This is a genomic window from Bifidobacterium parmae (assembly GCF_002860365.1).
Taxonomy (GTDB): domain Bacteria; phylum Actinomycetota; class Actinomycetes; order Actinomycetales; family Bifidobacteriaceae; genus Bifidobacterium; species Bifidobacterium parmae.
In genome coordinates this window covers 41986-58916 of sequence record NZ_NMWT01000009.1, presented here as the reverse complement: position 1 = coordinate 58916, position 16931 = coordinate 41986, and the positions used below count along the sequence as shown (strand labels likewise).

The 16931-nt window shown below is 66.3% G+C and carries 12 protein-coding genes and 4 tRNA genes; 8 read left to right on the top strand and 8 right to left on the bottom strand.

All coding sequences use genetic code 11. From position 1 onward, the window contains the following. Nucleotides 1–155: 155 nt before the first annotated feature. Together Uis4E_RS04205 and Uis4E_RS04200 are read right to left on the bottom strand one after the other, a co-directional pair. A complete protein-coding gene (locus tag Uis4E_RS04205; RefSeq protein ID WP_101622001.1) occupies nt 156–1133 on the bottom strand; it encodes a YwiC-like family protein in 978 nt (325 codons plus the stop codon). Between the two features lie 301 nt (nt 1134–1434). Continuing rightward, nucleotides 1435–2973 carry an MDR family MFS transporter gene (locus Uis4E_RS04200; protein ID WP_243394320.1) on the bottom strand — a complete coding sequence of 513 codons (1539 nt, stop codon included), beginning with the start codon at nt 2971–2973 and terminating at the stop codon, nt 1435–1437. A 205-nt stretch (nt 2974–3178) separates the two neighbouring features. Between Uis4E_RS04200 and budA the strand changes: the two genes are divergently transcribed. The 4 genes from budA to Uis4E_RS04180 all read left to right on the top strand — a co-directional run bounded on the left by budA (nt 3179) and on the right by Uis4E_RS04180 (nt 8376). Continuing rightward, nucleotides 3179–3946: an acetolactate decarboxylase gene (gene budA, locus Uis4E_RS04195; RefSeq protein ID WP_207764545.1), complete on the top strand. Its 768-nt coding sequence runs from the start codon at nt 3179–3181 to the stop codon at nt 3944–3946. A 181-nt stretch (nt 3947–4127) separates the two neighbouring features. Beyond that, nucleotides 4128–5597: an amino acid permease gene (locus Uis4E_RS04190; RefSeq protein WP_423734909.1), complete on the top strand. Its 1470-nt coding sequence runs from the start codon at nt 4128–4130 to the stop codon at nt 5595–5597. 87 nt (nt 5598–5684) lie between these two features. Beyond that, nucleotides 5685–6989 carry a glycosyltransferase family 4 protein gene (locus tag Uis4E_RS04185; protein ID WP_165784845.1) on the top strand — a complete coding sequence of 435 codons (1305 nt, stop codon included), beginning with the start codon at nt 5685–5687 and terminating at the stop codon, nt 6987–6989. Between the two features lie 28 nt (nt 6990–7017). Then, nucleotides 7018–8376: an esterase/lipase family protein gene (locus Uis4E_RS04180; protein WP_243394319.1), complete on the top strand. Its 1359-nt coding sequence runs from the start codon at nt 7018–7020 to the stop codon at nt 8374–8376. A 73-nt stretch (nt 8377–8449) separates the two neighbouring features. On the opposite strand, the gene Uis4E_RS04170 is transcribed toward Uis4E_RS04180, so the two are convergent. The 4 genes from Uis4E_RS04170 to Uis4E_RS04155 form a co-directional block, all read right to left on the bottom strand. Next, nucleotides 8450–8525, bottom strand: a tRNA-Val gene (locus tag Uis4E_RS04170). 81 nt (nt 8526–8606) lie between these two features. Beyond that, nucleotides 8607–8679: transfer RNA gene (locus Uis4E_RS04165), tRNA-Ala, on the bottom strand. 40 nt (nt 8680–8719) lie between these two features. Then, nucleotides 8720–8791, bottom strand: a tRNA-Val gene (locus tag Uis4E_RS04160). A gap of 36 nt (nt 8792–8827) precedes the next feature. Next, nucleotides 8828–8900, bottom strand: a tRNA-Gly gene (locus Uis4E_RS04155). A 333-nt stretch (nt 8901–9233) separates the two neighbouring features. On the opposite strand from Uis4E_RS04155, the gene Uis4E_RS04150 reads away from it, so the two are divergent. From Uis4E_RS04150 to Uis4E_RS04135, 4 genes are all read left to right on the top strand, one after another. Further along, complete coding sequence (locus tag Uis4E_RS04150; protein ID WP_243394318.1) at nt 9234–10784, top strand: DUF2974 domain-containing protein; 1551 nt, start codon at nt 9234–9236, stop codon at nt 10782–10784. A 131-nt stretch (nt 10785–10915) separates the two neighbouring features. Further along, nucleotides 10916–11542, top strand: coding sequence for a TetR/AcrR family transcriptional regulator (locus Uis4E_RS04145; RefSeq protein WP_101621996.1), 627 nt, complete (start codon nt 10916–10918; stop codon nt 11540–11542). 120 nt (nt 11543–11662) lie between these two features. Continuing rightward, nucleotides 11663–13102, top strand: coding sequence for an aspartate ammonia-lyase (locus Uis4E_RS04140; protein ID WP_101622019.1), 1440 nt, complete (start codon nt 11663–11665; stop codon nt 13100–13102). 189 nt (nt 13103–13291) lie between these two features. Further along, entirely contained in the window at nt 13292–14077 is a 786-nt protein-coding gene (locus Uis4E_RS04135) for a mechanosensitive ion channel family protein (RefSeq protein ID WP_101621995.1), read from the top strand. An 18-nt stretch (nt 14078–14095) separates the two neighbouring features. Here Uis4E_RS04135 and Uis4E_RS04130 read toward each other — a convergent pair whose 3' ends face one another. Continuing rightward, a complete protein-coding gene (locus tag Uis4E_RS04130) occupies nt 14096–15193 on the bottom strand; it encodes a CPBP family intramembrane glutamic endopeptidase (protein WP_101621994.1) in 1098 nt (365 codons plus the stop codon). Between the two features lie 44 nt (nt 15194–15237). Continuing rightward, entirely contained in the window at nt 15238–16644 is a 1407-nt protein-coding gene (locus tag Uis4E_RS04125) for an ATP-binding protein (protein WP_101621993.1), read from the bottom strand. Nucleotides 16645–16931 lie beyond the last annotated feature (287 nt).

Here is a 16931-nt window from a genome sequence, read left to right as displayed (position 1 = left end):
ACATCAGTGCACGGCACCACGAATCGCGCTGGCAATCCGCCGGCCCGTGCTCGCTTTGTTATTTCCAATGTGCGAGCCCAAATCAGGCAACTTGAGTATCTAATCACCGGCCTTGGACGAGCGCGCCCCCGCGACACGCCGTCGGCGCATGCGGTTCATGCCGCCGCCAGCGCCGTCAGCACCGCGACGAAGACGAGCAAGGTGGACACCATCTCGACCATGCCGGTGACGACCGGCTTGACGCGTCGGCGCGAGCCGATCCACGGCAGGGCCACCGAGCGCGCCAGCAGCCAGATCGCGGCGAGCTCCGTCCACATGAGCGGCATCGGAATCCATCCATCCTCGACGCCGCCCGCCGGCACGAACGAGCCGATCCACCAGGTCACGCCCGCGAACAGCACCGCATGCCACGCGACCGACGCGACGAGATACGCACGGCTCCCCCGCTCGCGGATCATCGTCTTGACGAACAGCACCGAGCCGAACTGCGTCGCCGCGAACACGGCCGACATCATCAGGCCACCTGCCGGGAACGCGTATGGCGACCACCACGTATCCCACGTGGGCGGCTCATGCATGATGGCCAACATCTGTTGCGTGCCGCACGGCACCGGCATCGGATTGCCCTGTGCATCATATCGGGCGACTTCCAGCACGCACGACGCGTCCGACATGTTGCGCGAACCATACGAGGCGACGACCGTGGCCATCAGCGACGAGGCGAGCACGGCCACCGCATTGCCCCACAGGCTGCGTTCGCGTCTGAGCCACGCGGCGAGGAACGAGAGCGCGGCCAGCACCATATATATGGGAGCCCAGCGCAGTATGCCCGAATCGATGACGACGAACGGGACGCCGAGCACGACCAGCGCGACGCCGTAGGCCGCCACCGGCATCAGATACCGCCGCGCGAACCGGGATTTGAGCCACCGGGCCGCGGCGAACTGCACGCAGTAGCACAGCGCCCATAGCGCCACCAGCCACACGGAGTCACGCGTCGGCCCTCCCGCGACGAACCCGGCCACCGCGGGCGCGAGCGCCATCACCCACGCCCCAGGCTGGTCGGGAATCCAATCCCGCGCCCGCGTGGGGCGGGGCTTCGGGGCAGGGGGATTCACAGGACCGGGACTCATGGGGCTGCGCACATCACTCATATATGTAGAGTAAAGGACAATCATCCCTCCGGAGGACAGGTCGCACCCATCCATCGGCCCCGATACAGCCGCACAACCTGCGAAACACCGCTTCCGGGATTGTCCGGCACAGCGCTCAGCCGCGCAACCTCATCCAGCCTATCTACAAGGTTGTCCGGCATAATCCCCTGCCGTATAAGCTGCGTAAAGCCGTATCGCGGGTTGTCCGGCACGATTTCCAGCCGCGCAACCTCGTTTTCCCCTGTTCGCAGGTTATCCGGCGCGACGATTCCACCGGCTCTCAATGACGCAGTCGGTTCAGGGCGCGACGGGCCACGTCGTGCGAGGAGCCCGCGCCGTTGCCGCGCACGCCGAAGGCGACGAGCAGCACCATGATGAAGCACAGGAACGCGGAGATGCGCAGCGCCCACTGGATGCCGGCGATGTTCGCGAGCGTGGCGGACATGCCGCCCGCATGGTACATGGCGGTGAACGTCTCCATCAGGATCACGAGGATCGGCGCGCCCATCGCGCCCGCCACCTGACGGGCCGTGTTCGTCACGGCCGACCCGGCGGAGATCTCCGACGGCTCCAGGCAGTTGAGCGACCACGTGGTGATCGGCATCAGCAGCGATCCCATGCCGATCTGGCGCACGAACTGGCAGATCGACACCCACCAGATCCATGTGTCGGCGGCGATCAGGCTCATGCCGATCGTGCCGACGGTGAGCGTGACCGCGCCGAACAGGGCGACGGGCCGTGCGCCGAACCGGTCGAGCGCCTTGCCACCGAACAGCTGTGAGATGCACTGGCCGATCGCGCCGGGCAGCATGATGAGGCCGCTCATCGTCGCGGAGTAGCCGCGGTCGTTCTGGATGTAGAGCGGCATGATCACGAGGATCGAACTGAACGCGAAGAACGCGAGCGACGCGGTGACCGTGCCGACGGTGAACGAACGGTTCCGCAGCACGCCCAGGTCGAGCAGCGCCGGTTCCGGCCGCTCCCCGCGCGCGACGCCCTCACGGTAGCGCCGCGCGTGCCGCACCTGCCGCGCGACGAACCAGATGATGCCGACCACGCCGACGAGCATCGACGCCCACACCATCGGATGTGTGAACGGATAGTTCTCGATGTTCGTGAATCCGAACATCAATCCGCCGAATCCGAACACGGACAACGCGACGGAGAAGAAGTCGGCGCGCGCGGCCGCGTCGTTCTCGCCGAAATCATGCAGCCACAGCACGGCGGCGGCGAGCGAGAGCGCGCCGATCACCGTGAGCGTGAGGAAGATGGAACGCCATCCGTTCGCGTCGGTCTGGAGGCCGCCGAGCGTCGGTCCGATGGCGGGGGCGACGCTCATCGCGATGCCCACCATGCCCATCGCGCCGCCGCGGCGCGACAGCGGGAATATCGAGAACACGGTGATCTGCAGGACCGGCCACATCACGCCGGTGCCAACGGCCTGCAGCACGCGGCCGGCGAGCAGGACGAGGAACGTGGGCGCGAGCCACGCGCACACGGAACCGAGCGTGAAGACGATCATCGACGTGATGACGATCTGACGCGTGGAGAAGCGGCGCGTGAGGAACGCGGTGAGCGGCACCATCACGCCCATCACGAGCTGGAACACGGACGTGAGCCACTGTCCGGTGGTCACGTTGATGCGGAATTCGTCGACGATCGACGGCAGCGCGGCGGACAGCTGCAGCTGCGTGAAGTTGCCGACGAACGTGATGAACGTGAGGATGGCGAGCGAGACGAACGCCGTGTGCGTCAGATGCCCGTCGACGTATGACTCCTCACGCGTGAGCGTGCGCTTCGATCCCAGCTTCGTCACCATATGCCGCATACTTCTTCCCGTGCGATTCCCGAAGGGGCGGCCGCCGTCGACCACGATGCGGCTCCCCGAAAGCACGCGAATACGCTATACCCAGCCGTGCCCAATCCGCGCCCAATCTCGCTGTGAGCGAGGTCACGGCGATATCGCGGGGAATCCGCGACATCTTCCTTGCCTCGCCGGGAGCGGTCATTTATATTACGGAATCGTGAGCGAACTGAAGGGCAAATCGATCGAACCGATCCACGATCACCGCGCGAACGTGCTCTACCAGCACGGCACGCTCGCATTGCTCGTGCCGGGCCTGCTGGAAGGCACCACGACGATGGGCGAGCTGCTCACCCACGGCGACACGGGCATCGGCACCGGCGAAGGGCTCGACGGCGAGATCATCGTGCTCGACGGGCACGCGTGGAAGGTGGGACGCACCGGCGAGGTGGAGGCCGTGCCGGACGACCTCACGCTGCCGTTCGCGAACATGCACCGGGCGGCGTTCCAATACCAGTGCGAACGCAGCGACATCGGCCTGGAGGAGCTCAACCGGCGCATCGTCGAGGCGAACGGGCGCGCGAACACGTTCTTCTCCGTCATCGTGCGCGGCACGTTCAGCTTCATCAAGACGCGCGCCGTCATCAAACAGCAGGCGCCGTACCCGACGCTCGAGGAGGTCGCGGACCGGCAGGCGATCTTCCTCGCCCACGACGTCAAAGGCACGATGCTCGGCTACTTCTCCCCCGTCATGTTCCACGGCGCGGCCGTCGCCGGATTCCACGAGCATTTCCTCGCCGACGACCATTCGATCGGCGGCCACGTGCTCGACGCGGTGCTCGAACGCGGCGAGATCCTCAGCCAAGTGTTCGACACGATGGTCACGCATCTGCCGGTCGACAATCCCGACTACCGCAATCACGACTTCACCCGCGACAACATCGCCGAGGCGATCACTAACGCGGAAGGCGACGTGAAGACGGACTGAACCGGCCCGACGTCGCGCCGGAACCGTCGCGCCGCTCGTGCGCGGGCTGGCGTATACTGTCTGCGATTCGACCGCAACCGCGAGACAGAGGACCAGAGAGATGAGCGACAGCGAAGCCGGCACGACGGCGGAGGCGCGCGCCGACGCCATGACGGCGACGGCGGAGGCGCGCGCCGACGCCATGACGGCGACGGCGGAGACGCGCACCGGCGCGACCGCCGACCCGACCACCGGCACCGAGAAACACACGAAGCACGCGCTGCACACGAACCTCAAGCGCGGCATGGAGGCGCGGCACCTGCAGATGATCTCGCTGGGCGGCGTGATCGGCACGGGCCTGTTCCTGAGCTCCGGCTACACGATCCAGCAGGCGGGCCCGATCGGCACGATCCTCGCCTACGCGATCGGCGCGGTCATCGTATACCTGGTGATGCTCACGCTCGGCGAACTGTCCGTGGCGATGCCGGTGACCGGCTCGTTCCACGTGTACGCGGAGAAGTTCATCGGACCGGGCACCGGCTTCGTGATCGCCATCCAGTATTGGCTCACATGGACGGTGGCGCTCGGCTCCGAATTCACGGCGGCCGGCCTGCTCATGCAGCGATGGTTCCCGCACACGCCCACATGGGTGTGGTCGGCGGCGTGCATCGCGCTGATCTTCACGCTGAACGCGCTCTCCGTGCGGTTCTTCGCCGAGGCGGAGTTCTGGTTCGCCTCGATCAAGGTGTTCGCGATCTGCGCGTTCATCCTGATCGGCACGCTCACGATCTTCGGCATCATCCCGATGAAGGGGTACACGCACGCGCCGATGTTCGACAACCTGTTCAAGGACGGCGTCTTCCCGAACGGCTTCATGCCCGTGTTCGCGACGATCCTCACCGTGAACTTCGCGTTCTCCGGCACCGAGCTGATCGGCGTGACCGCCGGCGAGACGCGCGACCCGGAGAAGGCGGTGCCGAAGGCGATCCACACGACGCTGTGGCGTCTCGTCCTGTTCTTCATCGGCTCGATCGTCGTGATGAGTGCGCTGATCCCGTGGCGTCAGGCGGGCGTGGGCGAAAGCCCGTTCGTGCTCGTGCTCAACTCGGTGGGCATCCCGTACGCGGCGGACATCATGAACTTCGTCGTGCTCACGGCCGTGCTCTCCGCCTCGAACTCCGGCCTGTACGCCTCGACGCGCATGGTGTGGTCGATGGGCCACGAGGGCATGATCCCGCGCTGGTTCGCGAAGACGAACCGCCGCGGCGTGCCGATGCTGGCCCTGTGCGCGGCGATGGCCGGCGGCCTGCTCGCGCTGCTCTCCTCCGTGGTCGCGGCCTCCACCGTGTATCTCGTGCTCGTGGCCCTCTCCGGCCTGTCGGCCGTGGTGGTATGGATCGCGATCGCGTACTGCCAGATCGTGTTCCGCCGCCGCTGGATCGCCTCCGGGCATACGGCCGCCGAGCTCAAGTACGCGACGCCCGGTTACCCGTGGACCTCGTGGGGCGCGTTCATCCTGTGCACCGCCTCGTTCCTGCTCGTGTTCTTCGACAAGGAGCAGCGGTTCGCGCTCGTCGCCGAGCTGCTGTTCATCGTCGTGTGCTACGCCGCGTACTTCGTGCAGAAGTGGTGGCGCGACAAGCATCCGGCGGCCGAGGTACAGCTGCCGTAGCGCGTCGGGTGAACAGCCCGCTACGCCGCGATGAAATCCGTCACCTACGTAGATACGGACCCGCGTGCGCTCCCTACACTGGGAATCGTGAACATCATCGCGTCGCGCCCCCTGCGCGTACTCGTCGTCAGCGAATCGTCGCTGGAACAGACGAACGGCGTGTCCGGCAGCATCCGGCACATCCTCGACCGGTTCGCCGAACGCGGGTTCGACGCGCGCGTCATCGCGCCCGGACCGGCGCCGGAGGGCGGCGCCTACGCGGGATACCCCGTCGAGGAGGTGCCGTCGTTCCCGATCCAACGGTTCAACGTGGCGGTCACGACGAAATCCTCGGTCATCCGCGACATCCTCGACGGTCCGAGACCGGACGTCATCCACGTGGCCGCACCGATCTCGAAACTCGGCCATGCGGCGCTCATCGCCGGCGACGAACTGCACGTGCCGACCGTCGCCATCTACCAGACCGACGTGGCGCAATACGCCCGCCGGTTCGCACGCGAGGCGGTAACCGGCGAGAAAGGCGTGGACGGCACGGCACCGGCGGCGGGCGGCACGGGCGATGCCGCCCCGAAACGGGACGGAGCGTGGCCGAAGCACACGAAATGGCTCCGGCGCATCGGCAAGGCGGCCGGCGAACAGGCGGAACGCATCGTGGCCGACCGCATCGCGCGCATGCACAACCTCGCCACCATGACGCTCGCCCCCACCGAGGACGCACGAGGCCGGCTCGAAACATTCGGCGTGGAGCCCGAACTCATCCGACTGTGGGGCCGCGGCGTCGACACCGCACTGTTCTCGCCCGCACGCGCCGACGACCCGCAGGCCCGCGCATGGCATCGGGAATGGAGCGACGACGGGCGGCTGCCGGTCGTCGGCTACGTGGGCAGGCTCGCCCCGGAGAAGCAGGTGGAGCGTCTCGCCGCGCTCGCGGGGCTCCCCATGCGGCTGGTCGTCGTGGGCGGCGGCGTGAGCGAGCCGGAGCTGCGCGAGCGCCTGCCGCACGCGGTGTTCACCGGAATGCTGCACGGGCGCGATCTGGCCGACGCCTACGCGGCGTTGGACGTGTTCGTGCATACGGGCGCGGAGGAGACGTTCGGACAGACCATCCAGGAGGCGATGGCGAGCGGCCTGCCCGTGGTCGCCCCGGCGAGCGGAGGCCCGCTCGATCTGGTCGACGAGGGCGCGACCGGACTGCTGTTCGACCCGCGCGACGAGGACGATGCCGACCTGCGCGACCGCGTGGACAGGCTCATCGGCGACGGCCCGCTGCGGCGAAGCATGGGTGCCGCCGGATTGGAGGCGGTCCGGGAGCGCACGTGGCCGGCGATGGTCGACCGGCTCATCGACTACTATCGTCTCGCCATGGAACTGCGCATGGCGCAGGACGGATGAACGTGTTCCGCGAGGCTAGGAGGCCGATATGACCGGTCGGATCAGGGCATGCCGCTTCGGCGTGACCATGCTGCGCATCTTCTGGTGGACGACGCTGGTCGCGAGCGTCGCGTTGGCGGTGACGCTCGCGACGATGCTGGCGGTCTCATGGCCGGTCTCCTGGGGTTCCGGAGGCTGGGTGCCGTGGCTCATCGCGCTGGGCGTCGTCGTGGTGGTCGAATCGGTGGTCTTCTGGATCGGCATCATCACCGTGTATCTCACGTCGGTGCAGCTGGGACTGAAGATCCGCGTGATCGGCGTCCTGTGCGGGTGGATCCCGATCGCGAATCTCATCGCGTTGCACCGCATCATCCGCACCGTGGCCGAAGAGGTGCGCTTCGAATCGGCGAAGGAGACGCTGGACCGGTCGCGCGCCGCCGCACGCGTGTGCGCGACGCGCTACCCGGTCCTGTTCGTGCACGGCGTCTTCTTCCGCGACACGAAGGCGCTCAACTATTGGGGGCGCGTGCCGGCGGAGCTGGAGCGCAACGGCGCGGTCGTCTACTACGGCGAACATCAGTCGGCGGCGTCCGTGGCGGACAGCGCGCGCGAACTGACCGCACGCATCCGGCGGATCGTCGAGACGACCGGATGCGGGAAGGTGAACGTGATCGCCCATTCGAAGGGCGGATTGGACATGCGCTACGCGATCGCGCGATGCGGCGCCGGGCGGTGGGTGGCGTCGCTGACGACGATCAACACGCCGCACCGCGGCTGCGGGTTCGCGGACTACCTGCTGACGAACATCCCGATGGCGGCGCAGCGGCGCGTCGAGGCGGCGTACAACATGGCCGCCTCGCATCTGGGCGACACACGGCCCGACTTCATGGCCGCGGTGCACGACCTCACGCAGGCGGGATGCGCGCGGCTCAACGCGGAGATCGGGGATGCGGCATTGCTGGAGGAGGGAGCACGTGCGGCGGCGATGTCGGGCGGTGCGGCGGGCACGGTGACGATGTCGGTGCCGGGCAGTGCGGCTGGTCGCACGGCGCCGGGGGCGACGGGGCCGGTCGGCGCTGCAGGACGCACGGCGGCCGGGCCCGGTCTCGGGCCGTTCGCGGGCATCCTGTGCCGCAGCGTCGGTTCGAAGCTGGCACATGCAACGACCGGCAAGTTCCCGTTGAACTTCACGTACCCGCTGGTGAAATGGTTCGACGGGCCGAACGACGGACTGGTCGCGCGGCCGTCGTTCCCGTGGGGCGAGAGCTTCACCTGGCTGGAGCCGAACGGCGTGCGCGGCATCTCCCATGCGGACATGATCGACCTGAACCGCGAGAACATCCCCGGCTTCGACGTGCGCGAGTTCTACGTCGGTCTGGTCGCGGACCTGAAACGCCGCGGTCTGTGAGCCACGTCTCCGGGGTCATGGACCCATGGCCTTCGGATATGCGAAAGGCCACCGCTTGTGGCGGTGGCCTTGGTGGTGGGCGATGTAGGAATCGAACCTACGACCCCTTCGGTGTGAACGAAGTGCGCTAGCCGCTGCGCCAATCGCCCATATCGCGCGTCGATTCCGCTCATCCGAGCAAAACCGGCGTTTCGACGAAAAAACCGGCGGACGCCGGTTCCTTCTTCGAGTGGAGCTAAGGGGATTCGAACCCCTGACCCTCTCCATGCCATGGAGATGCGCTACCAGCTGCGCCATAGCCCCAGATTCTGTTATCACGCGCCTGCCGAAGCAGTCACGATCGTGGGCGATACAAGATTCGAACTTGTGACCCCTTCCGTGTCAGGGAAGTGCGCTACCTCTGCGCCAACCGCCCGGTTGACTTCCAGCCGAATCGCTTCGGCCTTCCGAGAGCGGACAACGGGACTCGAACCCGCGGTCTCAACCTTGGCAAGGTTGCGCTTTACCAACTAAGCTATGTCCGCAGTTGTTTGCTGCTCCGTGAAGCAACGAGTGAATAACATACGCGGGTTTGCGCCGTTACGCAAATCGAGACGGTCCATCGGCGTGTCGCGCACGATTCCAAGAGCTTCGCGACGTGCCTCCATCATCGCGAAAACCGCACGAAATCGCCGATAATGACGCATGGAAGCCGCCTTAAGCACGACTAGACTGAGTGGTTGAACGCGACGGACCGCAATCAAGCGCGAGGAGGCCACCGGACGGCCGGACGGATGGACGACCGGACGGATGGACGACTGGACGACCGAACGCCGGCATCGCGGCATCGCACGGCAAACGCACGGAAGGAGACGCCCATGGGCAACGTGTTCGACTATGTGGCCGTTGAACGACGCCCGCTCACCGATCCGGACGCGCCGTTCAACGAGGTGGACGCGCTCGTGTTCGCCTCGCTCTCCTACGAGGATGTGGCACGCCTCTCCCCCACGCTCGCGCTCGACGAGACGAAAGGCGCGGGCAGCGGCAAACGCGGCGGACTGGGCGGCTCGTTCGCGGCCCGGCTGCGCGCGTTCGAGCCGCGCCACCCGTGGCTGTGGATCAAGGGGCTGGTGCGCGAGCCGTTCGAGTCGGTCACGCTCGCCGAGGCGGAACAGGCGCTGCGCCGCGAGCTCGACGGCGGGAGCGGCGACGGCGATACCGGCACAGGCGGAGACGCCGACGGCGCCGCCGGCCGTGTCCGCGACGACGTGACCGGCGACGGCGACGGCAACAGCAACAGCAACGGCAACGGCGAACACACGCCCGACACACCCGCCCCGGCCGACACGGGCAAGCCGGATGTGCAGATGGTCGGTCTGACCGATCCGAACGAGACGCACGACTTCTTCGCCGCCGTGGCCGCCTCGCCGCGGTTCGCGGCGACGCGGCTCGGCGCGGTGGTCGAACACGTGAATCCGGGCGAGCAGACGCAGTTCGCGGCGATGACGTTCCGACTGCCGGACGGCCGGGATTGGCGAGGCCGCCCGCGCGTCAAGGATCCGACGCGCCGCGGCACGCTGGTCATCGCGTTCCGCGGCACCGACGATTCGCTCATCGGCTGGAAGGAGGACTTCAACATGGCCTTCCAGTACCCGGTGCCGGCACAGCGGGCGGCGAGCGCGTACCTCGACATGGTGGCGAGGCTGTGGCGCGGGGACATCGTGCTCACCGGGCATTCGAAGGGCGGCAATCTGGCGGTGTACGCAGCGATGAACGCGGACGACGAGGTGCGCCGGCGCATCCGTCACGTGTATTCGCTGGATGGTCCGGGATTCCCGCCGAACGTGGTCACGTCGCGGCAGTATCTGGACATCCAGCCGCAGGTGACGAAGATCGTGCCGAGCTCGTCGATCGTGGGGCAGATCTTCGAGACGCCGGAGCCGTGCCGCGTGGTCACGTCGGATTCGGACGGGATCATGCAGCATTTCTCGTTCTCCTGGCAGGTGGAGGGCGATCGGTTCGTGACGGAGCCGGATCTCGCGTCGAGTTCGCAGCTGTTCAACCAGTCGTTGAACGCGTGGATGGCGGGGTTGACGATCGAGCAGCGCGAACGTGCGGTGGACGCGTTGTTCGCGGTGCTGCATGCGAACGGCGCGACGACGTTCTCCGAGGTGATGGCCGGGTTCCCGGCGTCGATTCCGGCGATGATCGCGTCGATGCTGGGATTGCCGGCGCAGGATCGGCGTCATCTGCTGGAGGCGGTGGCGATTCTGGTGCGCGCGACGATGGCGCGCAGCAGGCGCCGCGGCGGGAGCGTCGGCGCGTCCGGCGGGACCGTCGACAGGACCGATACGGCCGATGCCGCCGCCAAGACCGGCGCCGCAGCCAAGGCAGATGCCGCCGACGATTCGGACGTCTCCGCGGCGTGAACCGCGCCGCGGCTTCCGGGAAGGCCGGCGGCGCTCTCTTCTCATGTCGCGTTATTGGTTATACTGTCTAGACAAGTTGTCTAGACATAGTGCTGGTACAGCCATCATCGATACGCCCACAAGGAGGGACCATGCCACGCCCACGCAGCGACTCGAACATCCCACCGGCCAGGGAGCGCATGGAGAACGCGTTCTGGAAGCTGCTCGCCGACCGTGAATACCGGCGCATCACCGTCACCGACATCGTGCATCTGGCGCAGGTGAACCGCAACTCGTTCTACTACCATTTCTCCGGATTGTCGGAACTCGCCGACGCGGCGATCCTCGCCGAAGTGCAGACCTCGCCGCTCATCCAGGAGGCACCGAAGCCGGACGCCGACCCGCAGGAGCAGTGGCGCAAACACGTCACGCACTTCATGAACACGCCGCGCGAACAGCAGCGTCTCGACCGTCTCGCCCTGCTCGCCGGACCGCACAGCTCCCCCGAACTCGTCGAATCGCTGCATGATTTCGCACGGCTGTCGCTGCTCCAGACGCTCGACCTCGACGCGGACCATCTGGACCTCAAAACCGACCTGCTGCTCGACTTCACGGCGGGCGGACTGCTCACGATCCTCAAACGCTGGCCCGAACTGCGCCAGAACGTCTCGATGGACGACCTGCTCAACGAGGACGTGGCCGTGCTCGCGATGGGCATCTACATGTCCATGTCCAAGGAGAACATGCTCGCCTACTGGAACCGCATCTTCAACAAGTAGGGTGTGCGGTTTCTCACAGAGGGGAATCATCGCTCCGGCATGGCGTTTTCCGCGTCGAGGCGACATCATGGAGACATGACGAACGAGACGAACGCAATGAACGCGGCGGACGACGGCACGATGCGGACGGGCGGCGCTGCGGCGCCGGTCCGCATCGAACACGACTGCATCGGCGAGCTGGCGGTGCCGGCGAACGTGTATTGGGGCATTCACACGCAACGCGCGATCGGCAACTTCCCGGTCTCCGGCATCACCGACTCGCAGCATCCCAAACTCGTCCGCGCCTACGCGACGGTCAAGCGGGCGTGCGCGAGCGCGAACGAGGAGCTGGGGCTCATCGACCCGGACAAGGCGCGGTTCATCCGCGAGGCGTGCGTCGAGATCGAGGGCGGCAAGCTCGCCGACCAGTTCCCGGTGGACGTGATGCAGGGCGGCGCCGGCACCTCGTCGAACATGAACATGAACGAGGTGATCGCCAACCGCGCGCTGGAGCTCGCCGGGCGCAGGCGCGGCGACTACGTGTACATCCACCCGAACGACGACGTGAACGAATCGCAGTCCACGAACGACACGTACCCGGCGGCGTGCAAACTGGCGCTCATCGACGCGATCCATCCGCTCGCCGAGGCGACGAAGCGTCTCGCGAAGGCGTTCCACGATCTGGCGGACAAGCACATCAACGACGTGACGCTCGGCCGCACGCAGCTGCAGGACGCCGTGCCGATGACCTACGGTCAGGAGTTCCACGCGTTCGCGACGCTGCTCAAATCCGATCTGGCGGGCTTCGAACGGCTTGTGCCGCAGCTTGCGCAGCTCAACCTCGGCGCGACGGCCATCGGCACCGGCATCTGCGCGGATCTGCGGTTCCGGCGCGCGGCGACCGAGCATCTGGCGCGCATCACCGGCCTGCCGATCACGGCGGCGCCGGATCCGGTGGCGGCGATGACCGACATGGGCGCGTACGTGTCGACCTCCGCCGCGTTGAAGAACCTCGCCGTGCACCTCAAGAAGGCGGCCGACGACCTGCGTCTGCTCAACTCCGGCCCGCGCGCCGGATTCAACGATCTGGACGTGCCGGCGAGGCAGGCGGGTTCGAGCATCATGCCGGCGAAGGTGAACCCGGTGATCCCGGAATGTGTGAACCAGTGCTGCTTCATGGTGTTCGGCATGGACGTGACGGTGAACTGGGCGGTGGCCGAGGGCCAGTTGCAACTCAACGCGTTCGACCCGGTGATGGTGCACGAGCTGCTCACCGGCATGTCGCTGCTCACGAACGCGATGGACGTGTTCCGCGCCAACTGCATCGAGGGCATCGTCGTGCACACGGAGATCGGGCGCGCGCACGCCGAGTCGACGCCGTCGATCGCGGCCGCGCTGAACCATTACATCGGCTACGAGAAGGGCTCCGCGATCGCCGCCGAAGCGGTGCGTTCGGGCCGCACGGTGCGCGAGGTGGCCGGCGAGATGACCGACCTGCCGGCGGAGAAGCTCGACGAGATCCTCGACCCGATCCGTCTGGCACGGGGATTGGGCCAGACCTGCCGCGAACACCAGGAGTAGGGAGCGCGTTGTTCTTTGCTCCCCCCTCAGGAGGGTGCGATTCTTTGTCTTGCTCCCCCTTGAGGGGGAGCTGGCGCGGAACGCGACTGAGGGGGTGTCCGCCGCACGCGACACGCCGGCACGCGGTTTTGCGGATATTTTCCGGTAGATATGTACCGGCTTCCAGCGGCCGTGTTTATCGTGGTGCGCATGGAAAACTTCGATGACATGATTGCGGCCTGGTTCCATGCGAACGCAGGCAAACTGCTGTGGCTGTGCATGGTGGTCGTCGCCGCGTGGGTGGCGGACCGCGCGCTGCGCCGACTTCTGCGCAAGGTGCTGGATAATTCGCAGATTCCCAGCGCCTCCATCTTCATCAACCTGATGCGCGTGGTGGTCTGGTGCGCGGCCGCCACGATGGTGCTGCAACCGGTGTTCGGCATCAATCCGACGACGCTGGTCACCGCCCTCGGCGTCGGCGGCGTCGCGCTGTCCCTTGGTCTGAAGGATACGATCGCGAATGTGATCGGCGGGTTCGGGCTGATGCTCGGCCGCGTGATCCAGCCGGGCGATCTGGTGTCGATCCAGGGCGTGACGGGCACGGTGGTGGACATCACGTGGCGCCATTCGATGATCGAGACGCGTGCGGGCGACCGGATGGTCATCCCGAATTCGATCCTCAACACCGCGTCGCTGACGAAGCTCACGACGGTCACCGAGGGCATGGCCACGGTGCCGTTCACGGTGAAGGGCAGCGCCGACCCGGACGAGGTGAGCCGCGACATGCTGCGCCGCGTGGAGGCGGGTGCGAGCGCGGTGCTGCGCCCGGAGAATCCGCCGCTGGTGAAGTTCACCGGGTTCTCCCCGTACGGCGCGGAGGGCGAGATCCTGCTGTTCGTGCGCGAGGGCGTGCTGCTGTCCACCGCGAGGGACCGCGCGGCGCGCGCCATCGCCACCGCCGACTATCTCGTCAAGGACGGCGGCGCCTCCGAATGAACGCAACGGGCATCGCGGTCAGAGGAGCGTGATCAGCCTCATCTGCCACAGTCCGAGCACGATGGTGAGCACGACGTAGACTGCCATGCCGGGGTTGAGGAACGCGAGGCGCGCGCCGTACCATTTCGGCAGCTGTTCGGGCGGATCGTAGAATTCGAGCCGCCTCGCGTGCAACGCGATGATCACCGCGCCGGCGATGGTGAGCGCGACCAGCAGCACCCCGTACAGGCCGAGCAGCATGACGCCCGCCATGGCGGTCGGATTCGTCTCGGCGAGACGCATCATCTCCGCTTCGCTCATCGAACCGTCGGTCAGCTTCGCGACGTCGCCGCCGCCCGAGCCGACGAGTTTCAGGATGGCCGGTCCCACGAGCGAGCCTGACGTGTTGATCACCATGTGCATGATGATGCAGTAGCGCAGACGGCCGGTGCGCATGTACGCGTAGCCGAGCACGAGGCCGATGCCGAACGCGTAGAAGAACTGGTACAGGTTCATGTGGAACAGCGCGAACGTGAACGCGGACAGCACGATGGCGGTGCGTTCGCCGTAGCGGCGCGTGCGGTCGATGATCTGCCTGCGGAACAGCCATTCCTCGAAGATGGGGGCGAGCAGCACGACGAACAGCGCGTTCACCCACGGGTCCGACTGCATCACCATGTCGGAGACGCGGTTCGTGGTCGCGCCGCCGGAGACGGCTTGGGACAGCCAGTTCCCGATGAGACCGCCGACGGTCATGATCGGGAAACATGCGACCATCAGCATCCAGAACCGTTTGCCGCCGAGCGGGAACTCGCGGGCCTTCAACGCGGGCACGCGGGAGAGCACGGTCAATCCCAACGGCATCGCGACCGCGTACAGCGGACCGGACGAGATGAGCATCGAAAGCCACATGGGCGCGCCGCCCGGGCCGGGGAACAGCGGCCGCAGCAGTCCGGACAGGACGATGTTCAATCCCACCCAGAACGCGATCGTCACGCACAGGCCGACGCCGATCAGCGTGAACCGCCGGTGCGCCTCCAGAAAGAACGGCCGATACGGGTCCCCCGGCTGGGACTGCTGGGACTGCTGGGACGGTGTCATCTGCGACGGTGTCATCTGCGGCTGCTCATCACTCATACACCCAGCTTACGGCACTCGGTTCCGGCGCAAAACCATGACCGTCAGTCGAACAGGTCACTCATGCCCACCAGCCGCACCGCATCGTCCGCCGCGGCGATGGCATCCAACTGTGGCGTGAACCCATGCAACGAGAACATCATGAGCAAGCGCTCGTCGACCTTGAGCTTCGCCGCGCGGGCGCGCAGCACGTCGAGCATGGCGGGGTCCATCGGATTGTTCCGGAACTTACATTCGCCGGCGATGGCCTTCCGCCCGGTGCGATCGAGGGCGACCACGTCGATCTCGTCGGTTTTGTCCCACCATCGGCCGACGCGGTTGACCCGGTACGGCAGTTTGCCGCGCAGGCTTTGCCGACGCAGCCATTCGCGGCACATCCGCTCGAAGGCGCTCGCCGCGAAATCGTGGAGCGCGGGGGCGACGACCTCCTCATACACGCCGTCCATGTCGCCGCTTTCCAGTTCGGAACGGTTCGGGTATACGAACGAATACCAGAATCGGAAGAAATCGTCCGCCAGCCGGTAGAGTCCCCGCGTGCCCTTGGCCTGTTCGGCGAGTTTCGCCGTGACGGGGAACTCGCGTTCCACGATGCCGACCTCCATCAGGGACGACAGGTAGAACCCCAGGGTGCCGATCGGAATCAGCGTATGCGTGGCGATGTCATTGAGCTTGGTGTCGCCCAACGCTATCGCGCGGATGATCGTGTTGTATTTCGCGGTCTCGCGGAACTCCTCGCGCATCAGCACATCGGGTTCGGCGTACAGGGCGGCGCCACGGCGGAGCACGTACCGTTTCAGGTTCCATGCGAGCGGCCGTTCCGGGTCGAAGGTGGCGAGGTATTGCGGCACGCCGCCGAGAATCGCATAGGCCAGCGCCTTGTCTTCCGCGGAGTAGTCGGGGAAGAACCGCACTGCGTCCCAGTACGGCATGGGCAGCATCTTCAGCACGCCGGTGGCGCGGCCGTACAGGGGGGCCTTTTCGGACAGGATCTCCTTTTCGATGAAGCTCATGGCGCTGCCGCACAGCACGATCATCAGGTTCTCGTGGCGGAGCCGATGGTCCCACAGGTTCTGCAGGACGGACGGCAGCGTCGGATCGGATTTCACCAGATACGGGAATTCGTCGATGATGACGAGCCGTCGTCTCCCGTCGGCGGGCTCCGGCAGTTCGGTCAGATCGCCGAGGGCGTCGCTCCAGTTCGCGTATCGGCTGAGGTATTTCCCGGCCGGCGCGCCCTGTACGGCCATGCGTTGCGTGAATTCGGCGAGCTGCTCCTCCTTGGTGCCGGTCTGTGCGACGAAGAACAGTGTGGGCTTGTCTTGGGAGAAATGCACGAGCGTCTCGGTTTTGCCGATGCGCCGACGGCCATACAGGATGACCAGCTGCGCCTTCGCATCGTCATAGCAGTCCTGGAGAAACGCCAGATCGTCGTCGCGTCCGATGAACACCATGCCGCCCACCATAAACTATGGGCGTGACTATTATAGTTACGACTATAATAGTCACGCCCATAGTAAAGGCCGCATCGAATCAGAACACGACCGGAGCAACAGATTCCGCCGGGCTCCATCACAACTTTCCCCGTACGTTGTTGTCAAAAGTGTGTTGTTCCGACACTTTTAACATGTTAAAAGTGTGTTGATTGCACACTTTTGACAACAACCGCCGTGGGAGGCCGTGCAAGACGATGCAAAGCGACGCGGAACGGCGCATGCCACCAGCACGCCGCCGACGCACG